The organism is Mycobacterium sp. UNC410CL29Cvi84, assembly GCF_000686745.1.
Classification (GTDB): Bacteria; Actinomycetota; Actinomycetes; order Mycobacteriales; family Mycobacteriaceae; genus Mycobacterium; species Mycobacterium mucogenicum_B.
Genome location: NZ_JMLM01000022.1, coordinates 1 through 21,064, shown reverse-complemented (window position 1 = coordinate 21,064; position 21,064 = coordinate 1). Strand labels below are relative to the sequence as shown.

Annotated in this window: 19 protein-coding genes and 1 pseudogene; 10 read left to right on the top strand and 10 right to left on the bottom strand. The window is 64.3% G+C overall.

Annotated elements, in window-relative coordinates:
• Positions 1-137: 137 nt before the first annotated feature.
• On the top strand, positions 138-1,136 hold the full coding sequence (locus BR47_RS0124565; RefSeq protein WP_051634984.1) for an alpha/beta hydrolase: 999 nt from the start codon (positions 138-140) through the stop codon (positions 1,134-1,136).
• 27 nt (positions 1,137-1,163) lie between these two features.
• On the opposite strand, the gene BR47_RS0124560 is transcribed toward BR47_RS0124565, so the two are convergent.
• From BR47_RS0124560 to BR47_RS0124550, 3 genes are all read right to left on the bottom strand, one after another.
• Complete coding sequence (locus BR47_RS0124560) at positions 1,164-1,592, bottom strand: hypothetical protein (protein WP_020104276.1); 429 nt, start codon at positions 1,590-1,592, stop codon at positions 1,164-1,166.
• A gap of 67 nt (positions 1,593-1,659) precedes the next feature.
• Positions 1,660-2,943: a PucR family transcriptional regulator gene (locus BR47_RS0124555; RefSeq protein ID WP_177127429.1), complete on the bottom strand. Its 1,284-nt coding sequence runs from the start codon at positions 2,941-2,943 to the stop codon at positions 1,660-1,662.
• Between the two features lie 121 nt (positions 2,944-3,064).
• On the bottom strand, positions 3,065-4,450 hold the full coding sequence (locus tag BR47_RS0124550) for a TIGR00366 family protein (protein ID WP_029121107.1): 1,386 nt from the start codon (positions 4,448-4,450) through the stop codon (positions 3,065-3,067).
• A gap of 347 nt (positions 4,451-4,797) precedes the next feature.
• Between BR47_RS0124550 and adhP the strand changes: the two genes are divergently transcribed.
• Positions 4,798-5,865, top strand: a complete 1,068-nt coding sequence (adhP, locus tag BR47_RS0124545; protein ID WP_036421726.1) for an alcohol dehydrogenase AdhP — start codon at positions 4,798-4,800, stop codon at positions 5,863-5,865.
• A 62-nt stretch (positions 5,866-5,927) separates the two neighbouring features.
• Here the strand turns inward: adhP and BR47_RS0124540 are convergent, their stop codons facing one another.
• From BR47_RS0124540 to BR47_RS0124530, 3 genes are read right to left on the bottom strand one after another with little or no spacing between them, the layout of a single operon-like run.
• The gene (locus BR47_RS0124540) at positions 5,928-6,584 is read right to left on the bottom strand and encodes a MadR family response regulator transcription factor (RefSeq protein ID WP_020104203.1); all 657 of its coding nucleotides are present in this window, start codon (positions 6,582-6,584) and stop codon (positions 5,928-5,930) included.
• Positions 6,581-7,963: a MadS family sensor histidine kinase gene (locus BR47_RS0124535; RefSeq protein WP_029121106.1), complete on the bottom strand. Its 1,383-nt coding sequence runs from the start codon at positions 7,961-7,963 to the stop codon at positions 6,581-6,583. The genes BR47_RS0124540 and BR47_RS0124535 overlap by 4 nt, the downstream gene beginning before the upstream one ends.
• A complete protein-coding gene (locus tag BR47_RS0124530; RefSeq protein ID WP_029105855.1) occupies positions 7,960-9,156 on the bottom strand; it encodes an iron-containing alcohol dehydrogenase in 1,197 nt (398 codons plus the stop codon). The genes BR47_RS0124535 and BR47_RS0124530 overlap by 4 nt, the downstream gene beginning before the upstream one ends.
• 197 nt (positions 9,157-9,353) lie before the next feature.
• Here BR47_RS0124530 and BR47_RS0124525 point away from each other — a divergent pair, with 197 nt between their 5' ends.
• The gene (locus BR47_RS0124525) at positions 9,354-9,731 is read left to right on the top strand and encodes a DUF2784 domain-containing protein (protein ID WP_029121105.1); all 378 of its coding nucleotides are present in this window, start codon (positions 9,354-9,356) and stop codon (positions 9,729-9,731) included.
• 108 nt (positions 9,732-9,839) lie between these two features.
• Here BR47_RS0124525 and BR47_RS32790 read toward each other — a convergent pair whose 3' ends face one another.
• Positions 9,840-10,289 (bottom strand): AMP-binding protein, encoded by a 450-nt coding sequence (locus BR47_RS32790; RefSeq protein WP_231506770.1) that lies wholly within the window; start codon positions 10,287-10,289, stop codon positions 9,840-9,842.
• Positions 10,289-11,155 carry a fumarylacetoacetate hydrolase family protein gene (locus BR47_RS0124520; RefSeq protein ID WP_029121104.1) on the bottom strand — a complete coding sequence of 289 codons (867 nt, stop codon included), beginning with the start codon at positions 11,153-11,155 and terminating at the stop codon, positions 10,289-10,291. Before BR47_RS0124520 ends, BR47_RS32790 begins: the two co-directional genes overlap by 1 nt.
• 95 nt (positions 11,156-11,250) lie before the next feature.
• Here BR47_RS0124520 and BR47_RS0124515 point away from each other — a divergent pair, with 95 nt between their 5' ends.
• The 4 genes from BR47_RS0124515 (at position 11,251) to BR47_RS0124500 (ending at position 17,649) form a co-directional block, all read left to right on the top strand.
• Positions 11,251-11,826, top strand: a complete 576-nt coding sequence (locus BR47_RS0124515; protein ID WP_081831387.1) for a TetR/AcrR family transcriptional regulator — start codon at positions 11,251-11,253, stop codon at positions 11,824-11,826.
• A 164-nt stretch (positions 11,827-11,990) separates the two neighbouring features.
• The gene (locus BR47_RS0124510; RefSeq protein ID WP_029121102.1) at positions 11,991-12,503 is read left to right on the top strand and encodes a VOC family protein; all 513 of its coding nucleotides are present in this window, start codon (positions 11,991-11,993) and stop codon (positions 12,501-12,503) included.
• 14 nt (positions 12,504-12,517) lie between these two features.
• Positions 12,518-14,164, top strand: a complete 1,647-nt coding sequence (locus tag BR47_RS0124505; protein ID WP_036427725.1) for an FAD-dependent monooxygenase — start codon at positions 12,518-12,520, stop codon at positions 14,162-14,164.
• A 17-nt stretch (positions 14,165-14,181) separates the two neighbouring features.
• Positions 14,182-17,649, top strand: a complete 3,468-nt coding sequence (locus BR47_RS0124500; protein WP_029121100.1) for an indolepyruvate ferredoxin oxidoreductase family protein — start codon at positions 14,182-14,184, stop codon at positions 17,647-17,649.
• An 80-nt stretch (positions 17,650-17,729) separates the two neighbouring features.
• Here BR47_RS0124500 and BR47_RS0124495 read toward each other — a convergent pair whose 3' ends face one another.
• Entirely contained in the window at positions 17,730-18,311 is a 582-nt protein-coding gene (locus BR47_RS0124495) for a malonic semialdehyde reductase (protein ID WP_029121099.1), read from the bottom strand.
• A gap of 179 nt (positions 18,312-18,490) precedes the next feature.
• Between BR47_RS0124495 and BR47_RS0124490 the strand changes: the two genes are divergently transcribed.
• Together BR47_RS0124490 and BR47_RS0124485 are read left to right on the top strand one after the other, a co-directional pair.
• Positions 18,491-19,732 carry a GNAT family N-acetyltransferase gene (locus tag BR47_RS0124490; protein ID WP_029121098.1) on the top strand — a complete coding sequence of 414 codons (1,242 nt, stop codon included), beginning with the start codon at positions 18,491-18,493 and terminating at the stop codon, positions 19,730-19,732.
• Positions 19,733-19,867: 135 nt separating this feature from the next.
• Positions 19,868-20,236 carry a histone-like nucleoid-structuring protein Lsr2 gene (locus BR47_RS0124485; RefSeq protein ID WP_029121097.1) on the top strand — a complete coding sequence of 123 codons (369 nt, stop codon included), beginning with the start codon at positions 19,868-19,870 and terminating at the stop codon, positions 20,234-20,236.
• Between the two features lie 12 nt (positions 20,237-20,248).
• Here the strand turns inward: BR47_RS0124485 and BR47_RS0124480 are convergent, their stop codons facing one another.
• Entirely contained in the window at positions 20,249-20,668 is a 420-nt protein-coding gene (locus BR47_RS0124480) for a BlaI/MecI/CopY family transcriptional regulator (protein WP_029121096.1), read from the bottom strand.
• A 164-nt stretch (positions 20,669-20,832) separates the two neighbouring features.
• Here BR47_RS0124480 and BR47_RS33880 point away from each other — a divergent pair.
• Positions 20,833-21,064, top strand: a pseudogene (locus BR47_RS33880) (IS481 family transposase); the annotation flags it as partial.

The following is a 21,064-nucleotide window of genomic DNA, read 5'->3' as shown; positions in this document are numbered from 1 at the left end:
AAACGCCGAGGCGGATACTTCGGCGCTCGGTGCAGAGACGGCAGCCACTCGGGCATCGATACTGATTCGGACAACGAGGCAGCATCGGCGCTGCCGCAGCCACCGAACGGGGCTCGTTGAAACAGGAGGGCTACAACGTGGTTGCCGCACCAGAGAATCTGATCCCGCTGGACCGGGGTAGTTCCCGTCGCGTCGAGTTCGAAGGCGGCAGCATCCAGTCGCGCATCCTCGCGCTGGCATTGAAGGCCACGGTCAAACCGGCATTGACGGTGTGGGCACTTGTGCCCGGTCTGCCCTGGCCATACCGGGCGGTCGATCACGTCGGGCGCGTGCTGCGGTCGGTCGCGGGCACCACCCGACAGCCAGTCAGCCTTGCGCGCTGTTCCGCCGAGACGACCCGCCCCGCGGCGGTGCGCGGGGACCGCTACATCGTGTACATGCACGGCGGCGCCTTTCTGGTCGGTGGCCGTCACCTGCACCGTCAGATGATCTCGCGGATTGCCGCGTCGCTGCAGAGCGAAGTCGTCGCGGTGGACTACCGCAAGCTGCCCGAACACACCATCGCCGACGGTATCGAAGATTGCATCGATGCTTATCGGTTCGCACTCGGGCGAGGTATCGCGCCGGAGAACATCGCCTTCATCGGGGACTCGGCCGGCGCCTACCTGGTGTTCATCACCGCGGTGTTCGCGGCCCGCCGCGGATTGCCGATGCCCGGCGCGATCGTCTCGATGGCGCCGCTGACCGACTTCGACCTGCAGGCCAAGATCGATGCACCCTCGGGATCAACCGATGTGCTGTTCTCGAAGGCCTTCGCCCGCGCGTTCCATCAGTTCGTCATGCGGCACAGCCCGCCGGCAGACGAGCACCGGCTGCTCGACGCGGATCTGGGTGGGCTGCCACCGTCTTTGATCCAGGTGAGCTCCACCGAACTGCTCCACCCCGACGCCGAGGAGCTGGCCATTGCACTGGCGAAAGCCGCTGTGCCGCATCAATTACAGGTGTGGCGGGACCAGGTCCACGTGTTCCAGGCCGCGGCCTCGATCGTTCCCGAAGCGGCGCGTGCGCTCGGCGAGGTGACGCGGTTCATCGAGTCGGCATTCGCCCGAAGCGCAACGCAGGAGCAGTCCGCGTAAGTCCTCAGCGGCAATCAGAGCCGCGGGTCACGGCGTGTTGAGTTTGAGGGAGTGTCCAACAGCGTCCATGACCACCCCTTTGATGTGTTCTGCAGAGGCGCGCCGGCCGAGGACTCCGTGGGTGAGGATCATGCCCGTGACCAGATCAAAGATCGCCTGAGCATCGGTGTCTGGGCAGGGTGATGACATCTCGCCTGTTCGGCATCCGACGCGAATCGCCGCGCGCAGCGGCTCGATCAACTCGTCGACGAGTGCATCGTTCTGGTCGACGTGCGGTCCAGCTCGGTTGAGCCAGATCGACGCCAACACCGAGGCTTTGGCACAGCGCTCCGCCGGGTAGATGTGGTCGATCATCGCCGCGATGTACGAATGAATGCGTTCGGTCGGACTCGTGCTCTGCGTGGCCGCGTGTCGCAACTGCCGTGCCGCGTTGCGGAGTGACTCGTGATAGTTCACAGCTGAATTCACATCTCGTTCCGTAGGCGTGCGAAAGACTCGAGTTCGATGACCATGTCCGGCCGGGCTAGTCGGGATCGCCGGGGGCCATGGCGGCGACCGCCGTACCCGCATGGTCGATGGCGTAGATGGTCATCGCCGCGGCGAGCAATCGTGATTGATGAGGATCGGTGGGGTCGTATCCGGTGATGTCCTGGATGCGCCGCAAGCGGTAGGTCAGGGTGTTCGGATGAATGAAAAGCTCTGCCGCGGCGGCCTTCCGGTCAGCACCGTGCTGTAGGTGCGCTTGGAGCGCCTGGAGTAGCCCTGGGTGATCGCACAGCGGCGCGATGTGGCGGGCGAGCAGGTCACGCGCCGGCCCGGGGCGCGTCGACTGGTACTCGAAAAGGACATCGGCCAGTTGATAGATGCCCGGTACCCGGTTCAGTTGCCTTGCCAGGCGGGTGATTTCGTCGGCCTCCGAGACCGCCGCGGGAATGGCGGCCAATGTGGCGCCGGGATGATATGCGGCGTAGATCGCGCCATCGAGTCGCTCGCTGAGCGCGGCGACCAGCGTGCCGAGGTGGGTGGCGATGGCCGAGTCGTCGCGCGGTTCCACGATGGGTGCGGGCAGCAAGATGACGCCCGTGTGGCCGTCGAACGTGTTGAGGATTTCACCGGCGCCGCGCCCGTAGAACACTTGGTTGGCGAGCCGCAACCGCCGGCGCGCCGCCAATGTCTCATGGGTGGTACGCGGTTCGTCGACGTCCACCCGGATCGCCAACACGTCGTAGCGGTCGCTGAGCTTGATGCCGACCTGCTTGGCGATCACGTCGACGCCGGGGTCGCCGTCGATGAGGCCGGCGCAGACGGCGCTCAACTGCCGGCGAGTGGTGGCCCGCACCGCAAAATCCGAGTCCTGGTAGACCTCGGTCAGCAGCACGCTGATGGTCCCGGTGAGGTCGGCGAGGTAGATGCCCAGCGCGGCGATGGTTTCCGAGTCGCCCTCGGTGGCCGATTCCAGCACGATCTCCCACAGCTTGCGGACGCCCGCGTGCAGTGCGGTGAACAGGAACGGCAGTGGAATCCCGTCTTCGGCGTGCCGTTCTGCGACCGGCAGGACAAAGGTGGCCGCCTCGGCACGCGTCACCCTGCGCCCTTCGGTGATCAGGTCAAGCCCGTACAGAAATCCGCTGATGATGTACGGGGTGACCTCGCCGTCGAAATGCTCGAGGGGCATGGGGGATGGCCACTCGATGGATTGGACCGCCTCGTGGAGCAGCGTCGTGGCGATCTCGTCGATCCGGTCCTCGATCACCTTCCGCAACGGTGCGTCCGCCGGGATGGGCGGCAGTTGAGAGGGGGACAACACGTGCCGATTGTGATCCATCACAACGCGGCGACGGAAGATGCCGGGACAAATCGGTCGAAGTTTTGTTTCCGGCACCAAAAGCGCCGCGTATTCTTCTCACGCCCGCGCGGCGTGTTGGGCGTCAGAGCACATACGGGGCGATGAGCGTGGTGGCCCCCAGCACCACGACGCCGATCAGGAACGCGACGACCGTGAAACCCATGACCTGACGGACGTTCAACTTCGCGATCGCCAGCAGCGGCAGCAGCCAGAACGGCTGGATCATGTTCGCGACGCCCTCGCCGACAGCGACCGCCATGGAGATCAGCCCCAGGTACTCCGGTGAACGCTGGCCGATCGCCAGCGCCGAGTCGACCGCGATGGGGCCCTGCACGGCCCAGTGCCCGCCGCCCGACGGGACGAAAAGGCTGATGATCAACGACCCCACGAAGGTCAGGAACGGCAGCGTGTGCTCCGTCGCGCCGTTGACGACGGCCTCGGCCAGCAGCGTCTGCAGCGGCTTGTCGGTCTTCGTCGCCTGGTAGCCGAGCAGGCCGACGAGGCCGCCGTACAGCGGGTACTGCAGGAGCAGTGGGCCGGACACCTTGGCGGCGCCGGTGAACGCCCGGATGAAGCGGATCGGCGTGCGGTGCAGCAGCGCGCTGGTGATCGTGAACAGCATGATCATCGAGGAGATGTTCAGCGCGAATCCGCTGAGCACGAAATAGGCCATGCCGGCGGCGAATACGAGGACGTTGAGGATCCAGAGGTTCTCGAGCCATTCGGCGAAGGTCTTTTTGCCGGGCGCCGGCAATCCTGCCGCAGCCCCGCTGTCCGGCTGGTTTTCGTCTTCGAACACCGCCGGATCCGGCGCCAGACTCTGCGTCGGAGCCATGCGCCAGACCGCCAGCGCGAGCAGCGCCAGCACCGCGATCGCCGACAGCCAGCTGTACGGCTGGAAGATGGTCTGGCTCAACGGAACAGTGATGCCGGTGAGCTTGTGGATCACGTTGATGGGGCTGCTGCTGTCGGTGTTGGCCAGCGCGATCGATGACGAGAGTCCCTGCGTCCAGACGATGAAGCCCATGAACGCCGCCGCGATCAGGTAGCCGAAATGCGCGTCGGTGAAACGCTTTGCGACCTGCCGGGCGACCAGCGCGCCGGCGACGAGTCCCAGTCCCCAGTTCAGCAGGGACAGCACAGCGCTGACGCTGAAACACAGCAGGGCGCCCTGCACCTGGTTGTTCGGCTTGCTCGCGATGTGGACGATGGCGCGCTTGAGGACGGGCGCCTCGGCGAGCGTGTAACCCGTCACGAGGATCAGCACCATCTGGAAGGCGAACGTGAAGATGTTCTGCGAACCCCACACGCCGCCGTACCAGGCCTTGAGCATGCCGCTGGGGGTGGCGCCGTGGACCAGAAGTGCGACCATCGCGGCGACCAGGACGGTCAGGATGACGGCGAACAGGTACGGGTCGGGCATCAGGCGTTCGACGTAGCGGACGCACAGTGCCGTCAGGGATTGCATGACGCCGCGGCGTTCGGGCTGGGTGTCCGCGCTCGTGCCCTTCGGATGTTCGCTCGTTGCCACGTGATCCACCTTCGCCGTGTCTGGTTACGGCACCCATCATGGCGGGTGCGTGGCGTCAGGGTGGCGCCTTTGCGGAACGGCTTCGTCGGTCCGGGAGCGTTCGGTCGGCGCCCGACGGCCCTGCCCGATTGGGCAGTACCCGGCCCGCCCGGGCAGGTCCGGTACTCGGCCCGATCGGGGCATGTGGCGGCACGTCACTGTCAATAGCGTTGTGTGCTATCAGCTTTGCGCCAATCAGAACCTCAAACCTTTCCCACAACAATTCTCACGAATGGAGTGAATCGATGACACAGACACTGGCCACTGAAACTGTGGCGGGACACGCCGACACCATGCGGGCCGCGGTCGTCACCGACTTCGGCATGCCGCTGCAGGTGCACGACCTGCAACTGCCGACGCCAGGCTATGGCGAAGCCCTGGTCAAGCTCGAGACATCCGGTGTCTGCCACACGGATCTACATGCGGCGCACGGTGATTGGCCGGTGAAACCGCAGCCGCCGTTCGTACCGGGGCATGAAGGCTACGGCACGGTCGTAGCACTCGGCGAGGGCGTGGTCGACCTGGCGGTCGGAGACAAGGTTGGCAACGCCTGGCTGTGGTCGGCCTGCGGCCGCTGCGAATACTGCCGGACGGGCTGGGAGACCTTGTGCGAAAGTCAGCGCAACGGTGGATATTCCGTCAACGGAAGCTTCGGCACCTACATGCTGGTCAACGCGGACTATGCCGCGCGGATCCCGGACGGCGCCGATCCACTGGAGATCGCGCCGATCCTGTGCGCCGGCGTCACCGTGTACAAGGGCCTCAAGGTCACCGACACCCGGCCCGGCCAGTGGGTGGCGATCTCCGGCATCGGCGGGCTGGGACACATCGCAGTTCAGTACGCCCGCGCGATGGGGCTTCGCGTGGTGGCGATCGATGTCGACGACGCCAAGCTCGCGCTCGCCACCCGCCTCGGCGCCGAGGTGGCCATCAACGCCCGTACCACCGACGTAGTGGAGTCGGTGCAGCAGGCCACGGGAGGCGTCCATGGTGTCCTGGTCACCGCCGTGCACCCGCAGGCGTTCGGTCAGGCGATCGCACTGGCCCGTCGCGGTGGCACCATCGTGTTCAACGGACTTCCGCCGGGCGACTTCCCGGCCCCGATCTTCGACATCGTCCTCAAGGGACTCACCATCCGCGGGTCGATTGTTGGAACGCGGCAAGACATGGCCGAGGCACTGGACTTCTACGCACGCGGCCTGATCAAGCCGACCGTCACCAGCGCGCGCCTCGACGAGATCAATGATGTGTTCGCGCGGATGGAGCACGGACAGATCGACGGCCGCATCGTCATCGATTACCGGAATGCCTAGCGGCGCATAGGGTCAACCCGCACATCTACACCAGCTGATCTAGGCCGACGAAGATCGTCGGCCTAGATCAGTCCGCGTTTACTGGCCGCGTACACGGCCTCGGCGCGCCGGCTGACGTCGAGCTTGCGCATGATGTTGCTGACGTGGAACTTGGCGGTGGTCGCCGAGATGTACAGCTGCTCACCGATCTTGTGGTTCGACAGCCCCGCCGCGAGCAGCCGCAACACTTCGATCTCCCGGTCGGTGAGCTTCTCGCGTTGATCGCCGCGGCCGCTGAGCGAGCGGACCACGGCAGCGGCGCTGCGCGAGTCGAACGCGCTCTGTCCGGCGGAGATGGCACGGATCGCCCGCACCAGTTCTGTGGTGTCGACGTCCTTGACCACGTAGCCACGCGCTCCGGCGTGCACCGCACGTACCACCAGATCCTCATCGAGGAACGTGGTCAGCACGAGCAGGCCGAGGTCGGGGTGGGCGCCGGAAAGCTTGGTGCACAACGATAATCCCTCGAAGTCCGACCCCGCGGAGAGTTTGAGGTCGACCAGCACCACATCGGGTTGCGTCGCTGCGACCATGGCCACGGCTTCCGGCTCGCTGGAGGCCTCGCCGACCACCACGAGGTCGTCTTCGCGTTCCAGCAATGACCGCAGCCCCTGGCGAAGGATGGCGTGGTCGTCCACCAGTGCAAGGCGGATGGTCCCGGTGCTGGTGTCAACGGTCATGGCACGACTCCTTCGCCCGGAGCTTCTTGTGGATCCCGCGGGATGGTGGCGACAACCCGCACGCCCCCGATACGCGAGCGGCCGACGGTGAAGGTGCCACCGTATTCGCGGCACCGTGCCAGCATGTTGGCCAGCCCGCGATGGTGTCCGTCGAGGTCCGCGACATCGGCGAGTTGGAGCCGGATCCGGAGTTTGTCCGGGTCACCGATGCCGTCGTCGGACACCGACAGGGTGACCCCGGCGGCGCGGTAGCTCAATCGCACGATGGCCCGTGAGGCGCGGCCGTGCATCGCGGTGTTGAACAGTGCCTCGCCGGCGATCCGAAGCAGGCTCCGTTCGACAGCACTGGGCAGTTCGGCGACATCCCCGTCGACCCGCAGCGTCACCCGCAGGTCTTTCGGCATGTGCACCGTGGCGAGCTGTTCGAGCAGCTCGGGGAGGCTGGAGCGGTCGGCGTCGGAGGAATGGTTGAGCGCATAGATGGCCGACCGTAGCTGGTCGATCGCCGATCGGGTCAGTGCTTTGGCGGTGTCCAGGCGCTCGGCCAGACCTGTTGGACCGGAACGTGATTCGACCTCACTTCGGCACACCTCGATCTGCATACCGGCCGACAGGACGGTCTGTGTGACGCTGTCGTGCAGTTCCCGGGCAATGCGGTGCCGCTCGGAGTCCAGTACCTGATGGCGTTGTGCCGCACCGAGTTCGCGTTGCGTTGCCAGCAGCTGCGCATTGCGTGCCTCGGATTGGGCCAACAGGGTCTGCGAGCGCTGGAACAGTTCACAGTTCTGTAGCGCCACCGCGGTCTGACTGGCGAGGATGCGCATCACCGCCTCGTCGATACCGTCGAGCAACCGGTGCGGTGGCGTCCAGGCCGCGAACGCGCCGACGACCCCGCCGTCGAGTTCGATCGGGACGTGCGAGTGGTGGTTTTCGATGACGGGTACCCGGAACTGGGCGAGCTGACCCCGAAGGACGTCGTTGAGCCGGTTCAGGACGGCATCCGGAAGGTGCGGTACCGGATGCTTGGTGCCCGACAGGCCTTCGAAGGAGTATGCGTGCCCCTCCGCGTCGAGGATGAGGTGACGGGGTCGTGCCTCCGGCAGGGCGCCGTCGGCCAGCGCCAACAACACCCATTCGGCACCGAGATGGGTGCGGGCCGCCTCGGCGACGGCACGCACCAGATTCTCGGGGCCGTTGACGGTCTGCACCAGAGCGCGTGAGATGGCGTCGAGCGCTGCGACCACCCGTTCGGTGCGTTGCGCGGCTACCCGGAACTCGGGATAGAACGTGCCTTTGCCGGAACGCACGCCGGTGAGCTGGTCCAGATCCGGGGCGGCCGCGCGTCGCGGCACCACCGGGTTGCCGGGCAGGGTCGTCATAGCGCAGCCCGGAACAGCGCGCGCAGTTGTGCGTCGTCGATGGGGCGGGGGTTGGTCGTCAGGCACGCATCCTGAAGGGCGTTGTGGGCCAACACCGGAACGTCGGCGTCACGTACTCCCAATTCGGCGAGACCGCGCGGCACGCCCACCTGTCTGGCCAGCTCTTGGAGTCGGTCGGCAAGTGCCAGTGCGGATTCCAGCTCTGGGGCGCGCTTGTCGGCGATCCCGAGGCAGGCGGCGATGGTGGCGAAAGGAGCCGGGTCGGCCTCGGCGTTGAATCGCACCACGTGGGGCAGCAGCACGCCGTTGATGACGCCGTGCGGCAAGTCGAGGAGCCCACCCACTTGGTGGCTCATGGCGTGCGCGGCGCCCAGGATGGCGTTGGTGAACGCGAGACCCGCTTCCAGCGCGGCTTGCGCCATCAGCACGCGGGCCGGCATGTCCTGCGGTCGCTCGATGGTCGTGACCAGGTTTTCGGTGACCATCACAACCGACCGCAATGCGTGGTGGTCGGTCAGCTGGTTGTGCCCGAGCGACACGAACGCCTCGATGCCGTGCGTCAGCGCATCCAGACCTGTTGCCGCGTTGAGCCATTCGGGCATGGTGGTGAGCAGTCGGGGGTCGATGACGGTGATGTCGGGGACCAGGGCACGGCCCAGGATGGTGATCTTGGTGTTGTGGGTCGTGTCGGTGACGATGCAGAACTGAGAGACGTCGGCGCCGGTACCCGACGTGGACGGCAGCACCACGAGGGGCGGGATCGGCGCCGTCGCCTTGTCGACTCCGGCGTAGTCGAGGATGTGGCCGCCGTTGGCCGCCAGGATCGCGATGCCTTTGGCCGCGTCGATCACCGAGCCGCCGCCCAAGGCAATGAGCACATCGCAGCCGTGCGACCGGTAGAACTCGTGGCCGGCCGTTACCTCGTGGTCCTTGGGGTTCGGGGTCAGCGCGCTCCACACGTGCGCCTCGACGCACTGGGCGCGCAGGTGCCCCACCAGCTCGGCCACCCAGCCGGCCTCGATCAGCCCGGGGTCGGTGACCAGCATGGGCCGCAGCCCGCCCAGGCGGACGGCGGCGTGCGCAGCCTCCGCCATCGAGTCGATACCGAACACGATCTCCGGGGCATGGAACTTCAACAGCCGCGTCGGCACGGCCGTCGCCGCCGTCGTCGCCGCGATCTGTGCGGGCGCCATCACGTCGAGTCTCACCAGACCCATTCCTCATCCGTGATCCAGGTAACACGCCCAGCCTACGGCGTGCCGCCGTCCGGACCAATGTGCACGTGGGTAGGTCGTTACCTACCCGATCGGGTAGGTACGCCGACGGTTTGCCGGTTTCCACCCCGGGTATCCAGGTCCCAGCAGCTACGCCAGTTCGAAGAGGCAGGCCGATGCCGTATTCCGCGATCGCAGCCGCGGCGGTTGCCGCACACTTCGCCTTCCTCGGCTACCTCATCGGCGGCGGATTCCTGGCGTGGCGCTGGCCGGTGACCGTCTGGGTGCACGCGTTCATCGTCGGCTGGACCGCCATCATCCTCACCGGTGTCGTCGAATGTCCGCTGACCACGGTCGAGCGGTGGGCCCGCGACCGCGCCGGGATGTCGCCGTTACCTCGGGCCGGGTTCATCGATCACCACGTCGCGGGGGTGCTGTATCCACGCGGTTGGGGAGCAGTGGCTGAAATCGTGGTGATCGCAGCAATTTTGGCGTCGTGGATCGGGCTGCGGCGCCGGCACAGTCGGACTCCGAGTCGTTCTCATGGTCATTGAGCAGGGATGCCGGACGGCCGGGTGGACACAGCCATGGAGTCTGAACCAAAGTCGTCGACATCGAAGTTGATTCCACAGCGGGACAGGCGATTTCGAAGCCCACGGTGATCAATGCCGTGATGTTGGGGAGCGCGGCGAGCACCTCACATGCCTTGTTCCAGTCATCGGCATCGAGGCTCGGTGCCGGAGCGACAAGGACATTGGCCCGGTGAGCCTGAATATGTCTATGACGTGTTCGGTCGCCAGCATCGGGTTGACGGGGTTTACGATGCCGACGGCCTGCGCGCCGAGGAATGCGGGGTAGCTCGCGGCCGTGTTGGGTAGCAGCAGACCAACCACTCCTCCGGCGGGGAGCCCGACGTCCAGGTACATGTTGGCGGCTTGGGTAACACGGCCAAGTAGATCGGCGTACGTCCAGGTTGTGGGTGTACCCCAGTTCGGACCGGCCGCAAGCAGATGTAATGCCGGTTTGTCGCCGAAGCGGGTGGTCGACCGCAGCAGAAGGTCGTACGTGGTTTCGGGCACATCCAGGTCAGGCGGCGGCCATCCGTTGGACATCATGCGGCGGACACTCGGTTGCGCAACACTCCGATGCGTTCGATGCTGACCTCGACCTCGTCGCCGGGGCGCAAGTAGCGTCCGGTGAAGAAGCCGGCTCCGCTCGGTGTACCGGTGCAAATGACGTCGCCGGGTTGAAGCGTCTGGTGTTTCGAGAAATGTGCGACCAAATCTGCGATCGGAAAGATCAAGCTACTAGTTCGATCATCTTGTCGCACTTCACCATTCACGCGGGTTTGCAGTCTCAAATCCACGCCGTCCTGGAACTCGTCTGCTGTGACGAGACAGGGGCCGAGGGGCTTGAAGGTGTCGAAGCTCTTCGCCACTCCTATCGATGCGACGGGATCGCCTGTCATGGCGCGTATTTGGATGTCGCGGGCTCCGACGTCATTGACGATAGTCAGGCCCGCCAGGTGGTCCCATGCTCGGTCGGCGGGAATCGATGCAGCCGTCTTACCGATGACGACGGCCAGCTCGCCTTCGTAGTCGATTTCGAGGGGTGCGACGGCAGGCAACTTGATCTCGTCGGATGTGCCGATGGTCGCCGATCCGGCAATGAGCTGCATGTTCGGTTCGGTGGGTAGTGCGATGTCGCCGCGACCCATGGCCGCGAAGGCCTGCAATGCCTCTTTTGCGTGGCTCGGGTAGTTGAGGCCGACGATCAGGATCTTCCCGGGCCGAATGATCGGTGCCAACAGGGTGGCTTCAGCCAGTTCGACCTCTTCGGTAACCGATGCGGCTCGCGCGGCGGCGAGGCCCGGCCCGGCCAGCAGTTCCCCGAGGTCACGGTAGGGGAGGTTGAGCAGGCCCAGTGTGCCGGCGCGATCTTCCCTGCCGATGCCACGGTCAGTTGTGTACAGCCGCATGGGTGCTCCTCAGGCCAGATGATTCTCTTGTTCGATAGTTAAGAGAATACTTGACGCTCAGTCAAGAGCCCTGGGTAGATCGGTATCATTTCCGCATGCCAAGGAACCGTCAGCAGATTCCGCGGGCCGAGCGCGAGGCGGCCATTCTCGAGCGGGCTGTGGAGCTGTTTGCGGCCCATGGATATCGGGGGACAAGCGTGGCTGCGGTGGGGCGGGCCGCCGGCGTGGCCCCGGCTGCGGTGCACTGGTACTACCCGACCAAGGACGATCTCTTCGCCGCGGCGCTCACGTCCATCTTCGACTCTCTCCGTGAACGGGTCGAGGCCGATCGGAAGATCAACGGTGACCCGTACTCGGAACTGGTGGCACTGGTATCGGACGCTCAGTCGTATCGCAGTCTGCATCGCGAGGCCTATGAGCGGATGGAAGAGTCGGAGTCGATCCGTGCCGCTTACGAGCACGTGCAGTCATGGCTCGACGAGCGGCTCCTCGCGGCGATCGAGGAACGGAATCCTGATGGTGTCGACGCAGAACTGATCGCCGACATGGCGCATGTGTTGTTCGAGGGAATCTTGATCAGCAGTCGCCGGCTGGACCGCTCGGCCGGCGAGCTGATTGCTCTCGTGTTCGAGTCGTTGGCCGCAGTGGCCGCGACGAAGCGCGGTTCGTGAGCGGCTAGGCCGTAGTCGGCTCCGGTCCTAGGTGGCCGGTCTCTTTGTGCTGCTTGGGGATTGGTGTAGCAAGTTCTCTTGACTTCCATTCATGAGAATGGTTAGCGTGTCTTGTCTCACATTCAAGAGTGGTGTGAATGCCGCTACAGCCAGGAGCTTTGACAATGCCCTCACCAGAGAAACTCGCCCACGTGGTGCTGCGTACCGGTCGTGTCCGAGAGATGACCGATTGGTACGTACGCCTGCTCGACGGCGAGGTTGCCTTCGCCAACCAGATGCTCGCGTTCATGACCTATGACGAGGAGCATCACCGAATCGCATTTGTTGCGACGGGGGCCTCGGAGCCGCCGGAGGACCGACACACCGGCTTGCACCACGTCGCGTTCACCTTCGGGTCGATGCAGGCGTTTCTTGACAACTACACCAAGCTGAAGAACGAAGGCGTGCAGCCCTTTTGGTGTGTGAACCACGGTCCGACACTCTCGATGTACTACCGCGATCCAGACGGCAACCAGATTGAGCTACAGATCGACGCGATGACCAACGAGGAGACACAGAACTTCGTCACGTCGGAAGCCTTTGCGACCAACCCGATCGGCATCACCTTCGAACCCGAGGAACTGATCACGCGGTTCGAGGCCGGTGAGCCGTTCGCTGAGTTGGTCAAGTGGCCGTGAAGGAGAGCGATTCAATGACTGCTGTGGTCATCATCGGTGCGGGTCCCACGGGATTGGCGGCAGCGTATGTGCTGGGTCGCTACGGCGTGCGCACGGTCGTGTGCGACCAGCACGACGGCATCAACCCCCATCCCCGAGCCCACGTCATCAACACCAGATCAATGGAGCTGCTTCGTAATTGGGGAATCGCTGATGACATCAGCGCCGAAGCGATCCACGTCCACGACGGCATCAGCATCTTGTGGAAGCACACTGTAGCCGGTGAGGAATTCGGTCGAATCGAGTTGGCCGAGGCGCCCGCCGAGCATCTCGCTCGGCGGCAGAACGCATCGCCGGTCGCTATGGCCTCGTGTGCACAAGACCGGGTCCAGGAGCGCCTGCTTGATGCGGTGCGGATATCTGGCATGACCGAAGTGCGCTACCGCACAAAAGTTTTGAGTATCGAAGACCGTGGCGGTGACGTCGCGGTAGCGGTGGACGCGGATGGTCGGCGGGAAACGCTCACGGCCGCCTACCTCATCGACGCCGAGGGCGCCGGCGGGCGACTGCGCGACAGCATCGGTATCGGTATGGACGGCATTCCAGAGTTTGGGCAACAGCTCAACATCTACTTCCACGCAGATTTGTCGGAATGGACAGACAAGCAAACTGAATTGCTCTTCTGGGTACTGAACTCCGAGTGCCCGGGGGTGTTCATCAGGCTGGGCGCCAACCGATGGACGTTTCACACGAGCTTCGATCCCGCGACCACGACCATCGCCGATTACACACCCGACCGGTGCCGGGAGCTGATCCGTCAGGCGGTCGGTATCTCTGATCTCGAGATCGACGTGCGCTCCGTCGGCACGTGGGTCCTTGGTGCGAGCACAGCGCGTCAGTATCGAAAGGGCCGGACATTTCTGGTTGGCGATGCCGCACATCAATTTCCACCTACGGGCGGCTTGGGCATGAACACCGGCCTCGTCGATGCCGACAACCTCGGTTGGAAGCTTGCGGCCGTTTTGCAGGGCTGGGCACCGGAGGGCCTGCTCGATACATACGAAACCGAACGCCGACCGGTTGCGCTGGCCAACGCCGAAAACAGCATCGCCAACGCGGTCAAGATGGCAGATGCAGGGATCGGCCCCAACACACGGGTTGTTGCAGAGAGACTGGAGAGTGACGATCCCGAAGTCGCTGCGGCGGAGCGTCTTCGGCTGGCTGAGGCGATACCGTACCAACGCCCGCATTTCGACTATCTGGACCTTGAGCTCGGCTATGTCTACGGACAGTCTGGCTCGGCGGGCGCGGACCCGATCAACGCTCCGGTCGTGGGCGGCCGCCTGCCGCACCGATGGGTGGCGCTGGCCGGTGAACGGATCTCCACACTGGACCTTGTCGGTGCCGGGTTCGTTCTTCTGGTCGGACCTGACGGTGCGGCATGGCTGGACGGACTATGTCGGGATGACATCGCAATTCCGCTGCAAGCGTTCGTGGTTGGGCGCGACTTGATGACCGAGGGTGATCCGCTGCCGGGGTTCGAACAGGATCGTGCGGTTCTGGTTCGGCCCGACGGCCACATCGCTTGGATCGGTACCGGCCTGACCGCGGACCACGTCAGGGAAATCAACTTCGCGCTGAGACAAGCCTGTTGCGCAGCCGATCTCGAAACGCAATCGTAGTTTTCTGAGGAGTATTCGTGCTTGACCCCGTTCCCGCACAGTTGGACCGGTACACCACAGTCCGCGGCGAGGTCCACCTCACCGGCATCCAGGCTCTCGTGCGGCTGGTCCTAGACCAGCGGCGCGACGACATCACTGCCGGCAGATCAACTGCCGCCTTCATTTCCGGCTATGAGGGATCGCCGTTGGCCGGTTACGACACCGAGCTGCTGCGGAACGCCTCGTTGCTCGACGAACACGAAATCGTCTTCGTACCAGCGGTCAATGAGGAGTTGGCGGCCACCGCGGTGCAGGGCACCCAGCTGGCTGCAATGCAACCAGACAAGCGCGTGGGCGGAGTGGCCGCAGTCTGGTACGGCAAATCGCCCGGGCTCGACCGCGCGGCCGACGCCATCCGGCACGCCAATCTCATGGGCACGCACCCTGAAGGCGGGGTGCTGGCACTGGTGGGCGATGATCCGTCGGCAAAGTCGTCCAGTGTGCCCGGGGCGTCCGAACTGCTGCTGGCAGACCTTGGCTTACCGATCCTCTACCCTGCAGATCCGCAGCAGGCCTTGGATTTCGGTCGCCACGGAATTGCGATGTCCCGGTGCAGTGGGCTGTGGGTGGCGATGAAGATCGTCACCAATGTCGCCGACGGATCCTGCACGGTGGACATGGACCCGGGGCGGGTGCGGCCGGTGGTGCCCGACCTGAAGTTCAACGGGGTGATGTACCGGCACGAAGTGACGGCGCGGTTGGCTCAACCCGGGCTGGGTGAGCTTGAGCGAAGCCGTGACGGCTCGCGGCTGGAAATTGCGCGGAGGTATGCCGCTGTCAATGGATTGAACGACATCACCCGACGCGCGGCCGGCGACCGAATCGGCGTCGTCGCGGCAGGAAAGTCCTATCTCGATCTTGCTCAAGCGATGCGGATGCTGGGGGTCGAGAGTGGAGTGCGGGTGCTGCGTCTGGGAATGATTCACCCGATCGAGCCGAACATCGTCACCGAGTTTGCCGAGGGCCTTGAGCACATCATCGTGGTGGAGGAAAAGCGACCACTGATAGAGATGGGTCTGAAGGACATCCTGTACGGGGTGACCGATTCGCCGATGATCCATGGCAAGCGGAATCCCGACGGGGACAGCATGTTTCCCACCGACGGCGAACTGGATCCGGAAGTTGTTGCCGAACACCTGGCGCCGATGTTCGCGCGCTTCGGTGTACTTGCTTCGGCACGACCGCGAACCGAACGGCGCCTGTCACTGAACCTGCCGATCGTAAGCCGCACCCCATACTTCTGCTCCGGGTGCCCACACAACATCTCGACGAAAATCCCCGATGGGTCAACGGTGGGGGCTGGGATCGGTTGTCACGCGCTCGTGACCTTGATGGATGAACGACAAGTTGGTGACGTCATCGGCATGACCCAGATGGGCGGTGAGGGCAGCCAGTGGATCGGCATGGCGCCGTTCCTGCACCGAGACCATCTGATCCAGAACCTGGGGGACGGGACCTTCCATCATTCAGGGAGTCTGGCAATTCGGGCGGCGGTGGCAGCGGGCGTGAACATCACGTACAAGTTGCTCTACAACTCCGCGGTGGCGATGACCGGCGGACAGCAGGCTGTGGGTGGCATGACCGTCAGCCAAATCTGTGCGGCCATGCTCGCCGAAGGGGTGGCGCGAATCATCGTGACCACCGATGACGTGAAGGCGTACCGGAAGGTCAAGCTGCCTCGCGGCGTTGCGGTGTGGAGTCGCGACCGCCTCAACGAGGCCCAGCTGGCCTTGGCGGACACGGCCGGCGTGACCTTGCTCATCCACGACCAGGAGTGTGCCACCGAACTCCGGCGAAAGCGTAAGCGCGGTCTTGCGCCGGAACCGGCGGAGCGCATCATGATCAACGAGCGTGTCTGCGAGGGCTGCGGCGATTGCGGGCAGAAGTCCAACTGCTTGTCGGTGCAACCCGTCGATACGGAGTTCGGCCGTAAGACCCGCATCGACCAATCTTCGTGCAACAAGGACTTGTCGTGCCTGGAGGGAGATTGCCCCTCCTTCATCACCGTCATTCCTGCCCCTGATGGCAAGCCACGGAAATCCGTTTCAACCGAATTCTGGTCCGAGTTGCCGGAGCCGCCGAAGTCGGACACCGCGACACATACCACCCGGATCACAGGTGTCGGTGGCACCGGTGTGGTGACACTGGCGCAGATCCTCAGTGCGGCTGCGACATTGGCCGGCTGGCGGGTGCGAACCCTTGACCAGACCGGATTGGCGCAAAAGGGCGGCGCCGTGGTCTCTGACATCAAGATCACCCGAGCGCCGGTCGAGGAAGCCAGCAAGGCTGCCGCGGGGGAGTGCGACCTCTATCTCGGTTGTGACCTCCTGGTCGCGGTGGACGACAAGTACTCGAGGGTTGTCGACCGTGCTCGCACCACTGCTGTGGTGTCGACGAGTGAGGTGCCGACCGGGCAGATGGTCGTCGATCCGGCTGTGTCATTTCCGGATTCGAGGCCGCTGCGCGATGCATTGCGAGATGCCGTGCGCGACAGCATCTTCATCGATGCGCGAGCGACAGTGAACCGATTGTTCGGTACCGACCAGCACGCCAACCTCCTGTTGGCGGGCGCAGCGGTCCAGACTGGTGCCCTGCCCCTGCCGCCCTCTGTGATCGAACAGGCCATCAGCCTCAATGGCGCTGGGGTGAAGGCGAATATCGCTGCGTTCCGCTACGGCCGGTTGGCAGTTGCCGACCCGACCGCCTTCGCGAAGGCGGCGGCACCACAGGAGGATCCGAGCCCGAGGAAGTCTGCCGCCGTGCAGGAGTTGGTTCGGCAGGTCGGTGCCCGCCCGGGCGGCGAACTGGAACGTCTGCTGACCATCAGGATCGCAGATCTCGTCGATTACCAAAGCCTGCGTTATGCGGGCGAATACACCCGCTATCTGGCCTTCGTCGTGCGTGCGGAACAGACGCGGATCCCGGGATCTGAAGAACTGTCCGCCTCGGTCGCGCGCGAGCTGTACAAGTTGATGGCGTACAAGGACGAATACGAGGTCGCGCGGCTGTCACTGGACCCGGCGGTGACAGCCATGGTTGCGGCCGAGTTCGGTCCGGGCGCGCGCGTTGCTTACCGATTCCACCCACCGTTCCTTCGCGCACTCGGTCTCAAACGGAAGATCTCGCTGGGGCCATGGGCCCGTCCCGCGTTTCGAATTCTGGCTTCAGGCAGGAAAATACGAGGAAGCAGAGCCGACCTGTTCGGGCTGGCGCGGGTGCGTCGGTGTGAGCGTGAACTCGTCGTCGAGTATCGCGAGATGCTCGACGAGGTGTTGAGTGGGCTGACTGACACGAACCTGGCTCTGGCAATCGAGATCGCCGACCTGCCCGACATGATTCGCGGGTACGAATCGATCAAGCTCGCCAATGTCGACCGCTACCGGAAGGCCGCGGCTCGGTTGACGGACCAATACGCCTCCGCTGGCCGCTCTCTACCGACTTCGTAACTAACCGGTGATTTGTGCACGAGAATCCGCGGCCAGCGCGGATTTTCGTGCACAAATCAGTGAGCGTGCAGAGAATTTTCCTATGCCGACCGGATGATCTGAGCCGGGTCAAGCCGGGGCAGTCGGTCTGCCCACGGATTCGCACCCGGGTAACCGATGTTGACAATCAGAACGGATTTCCACTTTCCATCAGGGAAGAACTCGCGGTCGACGGCATCCATGTCGAATCCGCCCATCGGTCCGGCTGCCAAGCCGACTGCTCTGAGTGCCATGATGAAGTACGCGGACTGCAAGGCGCCGCTGAAAATTCCGGTTTCGGAACGTAATTCAGTGTTCGCCTCGAAGAGATCGAACCGTCTGTCGATGGCCAGTACTGCGACAACAGGCGCACCGGCCGTCTTGGCCTGGTTGGAATCGAACATGTGGGGGGCCAGTCGGTCGCGAGCATCGCCCTTGCGTACGAAGAGAATTCGGAGAGGTTGTGTGTTGACTGATGTTGGCGCCCACCGCGCCAGTTCCCAGGCTTCGATGAGTTGGTCATCGGATACGGGATCGTCGGCAAAAGCGTGGACGGTCCGCGCCCGCGTGAAAAGGGTTTGCCGTCCGGCTTCGTCGAGTACCGGTAGCGGTGCGACTTGCGCGTCGCCTATTCCATCCGACATGTGGTTCCTCACTGTTGGGGGCGACCCGTGGCCGCTTTCTTGATGCATGATTAAGAGAGTCTTCATTGTCGGTCAAGACTCCGGTGAGTGCGCCGCCGACATGCTCAGAGATTCAGACTTTGTTTGCTGCAAGGAAATTCGGATGACGTGCGATATGGCCGTGTGATATCCGTTGGTACATGACTGATTTGACGCTGCGCTCTGTGAGCGACAGTGATGATTTCGATGCGTTCATGGCTACGTCGTACGGGGTTTTCCTTCAGGATCCGCAGCAGGACGAGATCGACCTGATGCGCGCCTTCACTGAGTACGACCGCATGTTCGGCTTCCACGACGGCACCCGTTGGGTCGCCACTGCCGGCGCTTTCGGCAAGGACGTGGTGCTGCCCGGCGGCGGGACCACGCCGGTGGCCGCCGTCACCGCGGTGACCGTGTCACCCAGCCACCGGCGCCGCGGCCTGCTGACCGCGATGATGCGCCACCAGCTCGAGGATGTCCGGGCACGTGGAACCGAGGCTCTGGCAATACTGTTCGCGTCGGAGGCGGCCATCTATGGGCGCTTCGGGTACGGGATGGCAGTACCGGTGGCGGAGCTCTCCGGCAACGTACGTGAGCTGGGATTCCGCGACGACGTCGAACTCGGCGACGGGTCGGTGACGCACGTCGACGCCGAGACGCTGTTGGCCAGTGGACCCGAGATTCACCAGCAGGCCATGCTGCAACGCCCCGGCTTGATGGAGCGGCCGCGCCCGTGGTGGGACAACTGGATCCATGACAACGAGGTGAGACGCAAGGACTCCGGCAAGCTTCGCTTCCTCCTGCACCACGAGCCCGACGGCACCGTCAGCGGATTCGGCATCTACCGGCCGAAGAACGGCTGGACGGACCGCGGCCAGCCCAATAGTGAAGTCCACGTTCAAGAAGTAGTGGCCACCAATCATCGTGCGTACGCGAAGATTTGGCGCTATCTCCTGGACATGGATCTGGTCAGGACGTTTGCCTACGACGGCGCTGCCGTCGATGAGCCGCTCCTCAGTCTGGTGGCAGACCGGCGTGCGCTGGCGTGCGAAGTCAGAGACGGTGTCTACGTCAGGCTGGTCGACGTGCCGCGCGCACTGGGCTTGCGCAGCTATGCCGCTCCGGTCGACGTGGTGCTGGAGGTCACGGATGGGTTGTGCCCGTGGAACACCGGTCGGGTGCGTCTGCGTGGGGGTCCTGACGGCGCCGAATGTGAAACCACCACGGCACCGGCCGATATCGCGATCTCCGTGCGCGAGCTCGGTGCGGTGTACCTCGGTGGGGTGGATCTGCAGGCGCTGGCGAGTGCCGGGTTGGTTCGCGAGTTCACGCCGGGTTTGGTGCACCGTGCCGCCGTCGCCTTCGGCTGGCCCGTCGCGCCGGGCGTGCCCGACGACTTCTAGCCGCAGTCCGTGGGGGTTCTACCACTTGAGCTTCTGAAATAAAAGAGGCGAAAGCGCATTGCCCGTCTCGTGCCGCTCCGCTAGCTTTTCCGGGGAAACACTGCAGGCCGGCGTGGTGTGGAGGTGAATGTTCCAGTGGCGAAACAGTATTCGACTGCATGGACGGACGATCTGGACGGCTCCGTCGCGGCAACGACGCTTGAGTTCTCCTTCGATGGGGTCAGATACGCGATCGATCTGTCCGAGGCGAATGCGGTGCGGATGCGGAACTGCTTCGAGCCGTATATCCGGGCGGCCAGCAGGGCGAGCCGTGGGAGCGACCGAACGAACTGGCCTGTCGAACAGGCGTCATCCGGCAAGGAACGATCACACCACCGGCAAGCACGCGAGTGGCTGCGGATGAACGGCCATGAGGTCGGTAGCCGGGGGCGGCTGCCTCAGGAACTGCTGCAGAGGTATGAAGCGGCCCGCGGGGGCAGCGAGCGATGCCTGCTCGGTGGTTGAGATCGGTCCGCACTAGGCGCTGAGTCGGGGTGTCAAACCCCCTGCGCGGCGACTGGTTCCGGGGTCCACGGCGGACAGCGCCTGGCGCAGGACATCGACCTCGTCGGCCGCGACCTGCGTGACGAAGTGGACGAGGGCCGCGTGCCGGTCGCTTTGGTCTGCAGCTTGTCCGAGCGCATCGACCATGAGACCGGCCACCAGCTCGTCGCGGCTGCGCGAAGCGAAGTAACGGTGCGCCCGGTCGTCGCGCAGTTGGTGGACGACGCCCTTGCCGGCGAGTCTGCGCAGCACCGTCATGACGGTTGTGTACGCGAGTTTGCGTTCGGCGCAGATGGCGTGATGGACCTCGCGAACGGTCAGTGGCCCGTCCGCGTCCCAGAGGTGATCCATCACCTCGCGTTCCAGATTGCCCAAGTGCCTCAGCATGGCCATCGTCCGTCCCTCTCTGGCGCCCTTTGGGATCTAGTCGCATGGGAGTCGCCCGTTCCCGCAGACCCGGTGTTATGTCTCAAGACATCGGTGACAGTTCTGCATCAGGACATCGGTGACAGTTCCGGTGGTCTTGGTGGTGACACTTCTGCCACCAGGCTCGGGCGGTGGCTGTCAATGAACCCATCGATCCTCGTGTCCGTCTGGCGATCGCGCAGTGGCCCGATGACGCGCCTCGTGGGGCGGTCTCGACGTTCTGCGTCGAGCATGGAATTTCTCGAAAGTCGTTCTACGCGTTACGTAAACGGGCCGTGACAGATGGTCAGGCTGCGGTGCTTGAACCGAGGACCCGGCGACCGAAGTCGAGTCCGTCGACACTTGGTGATGAGGTCAAGGAGC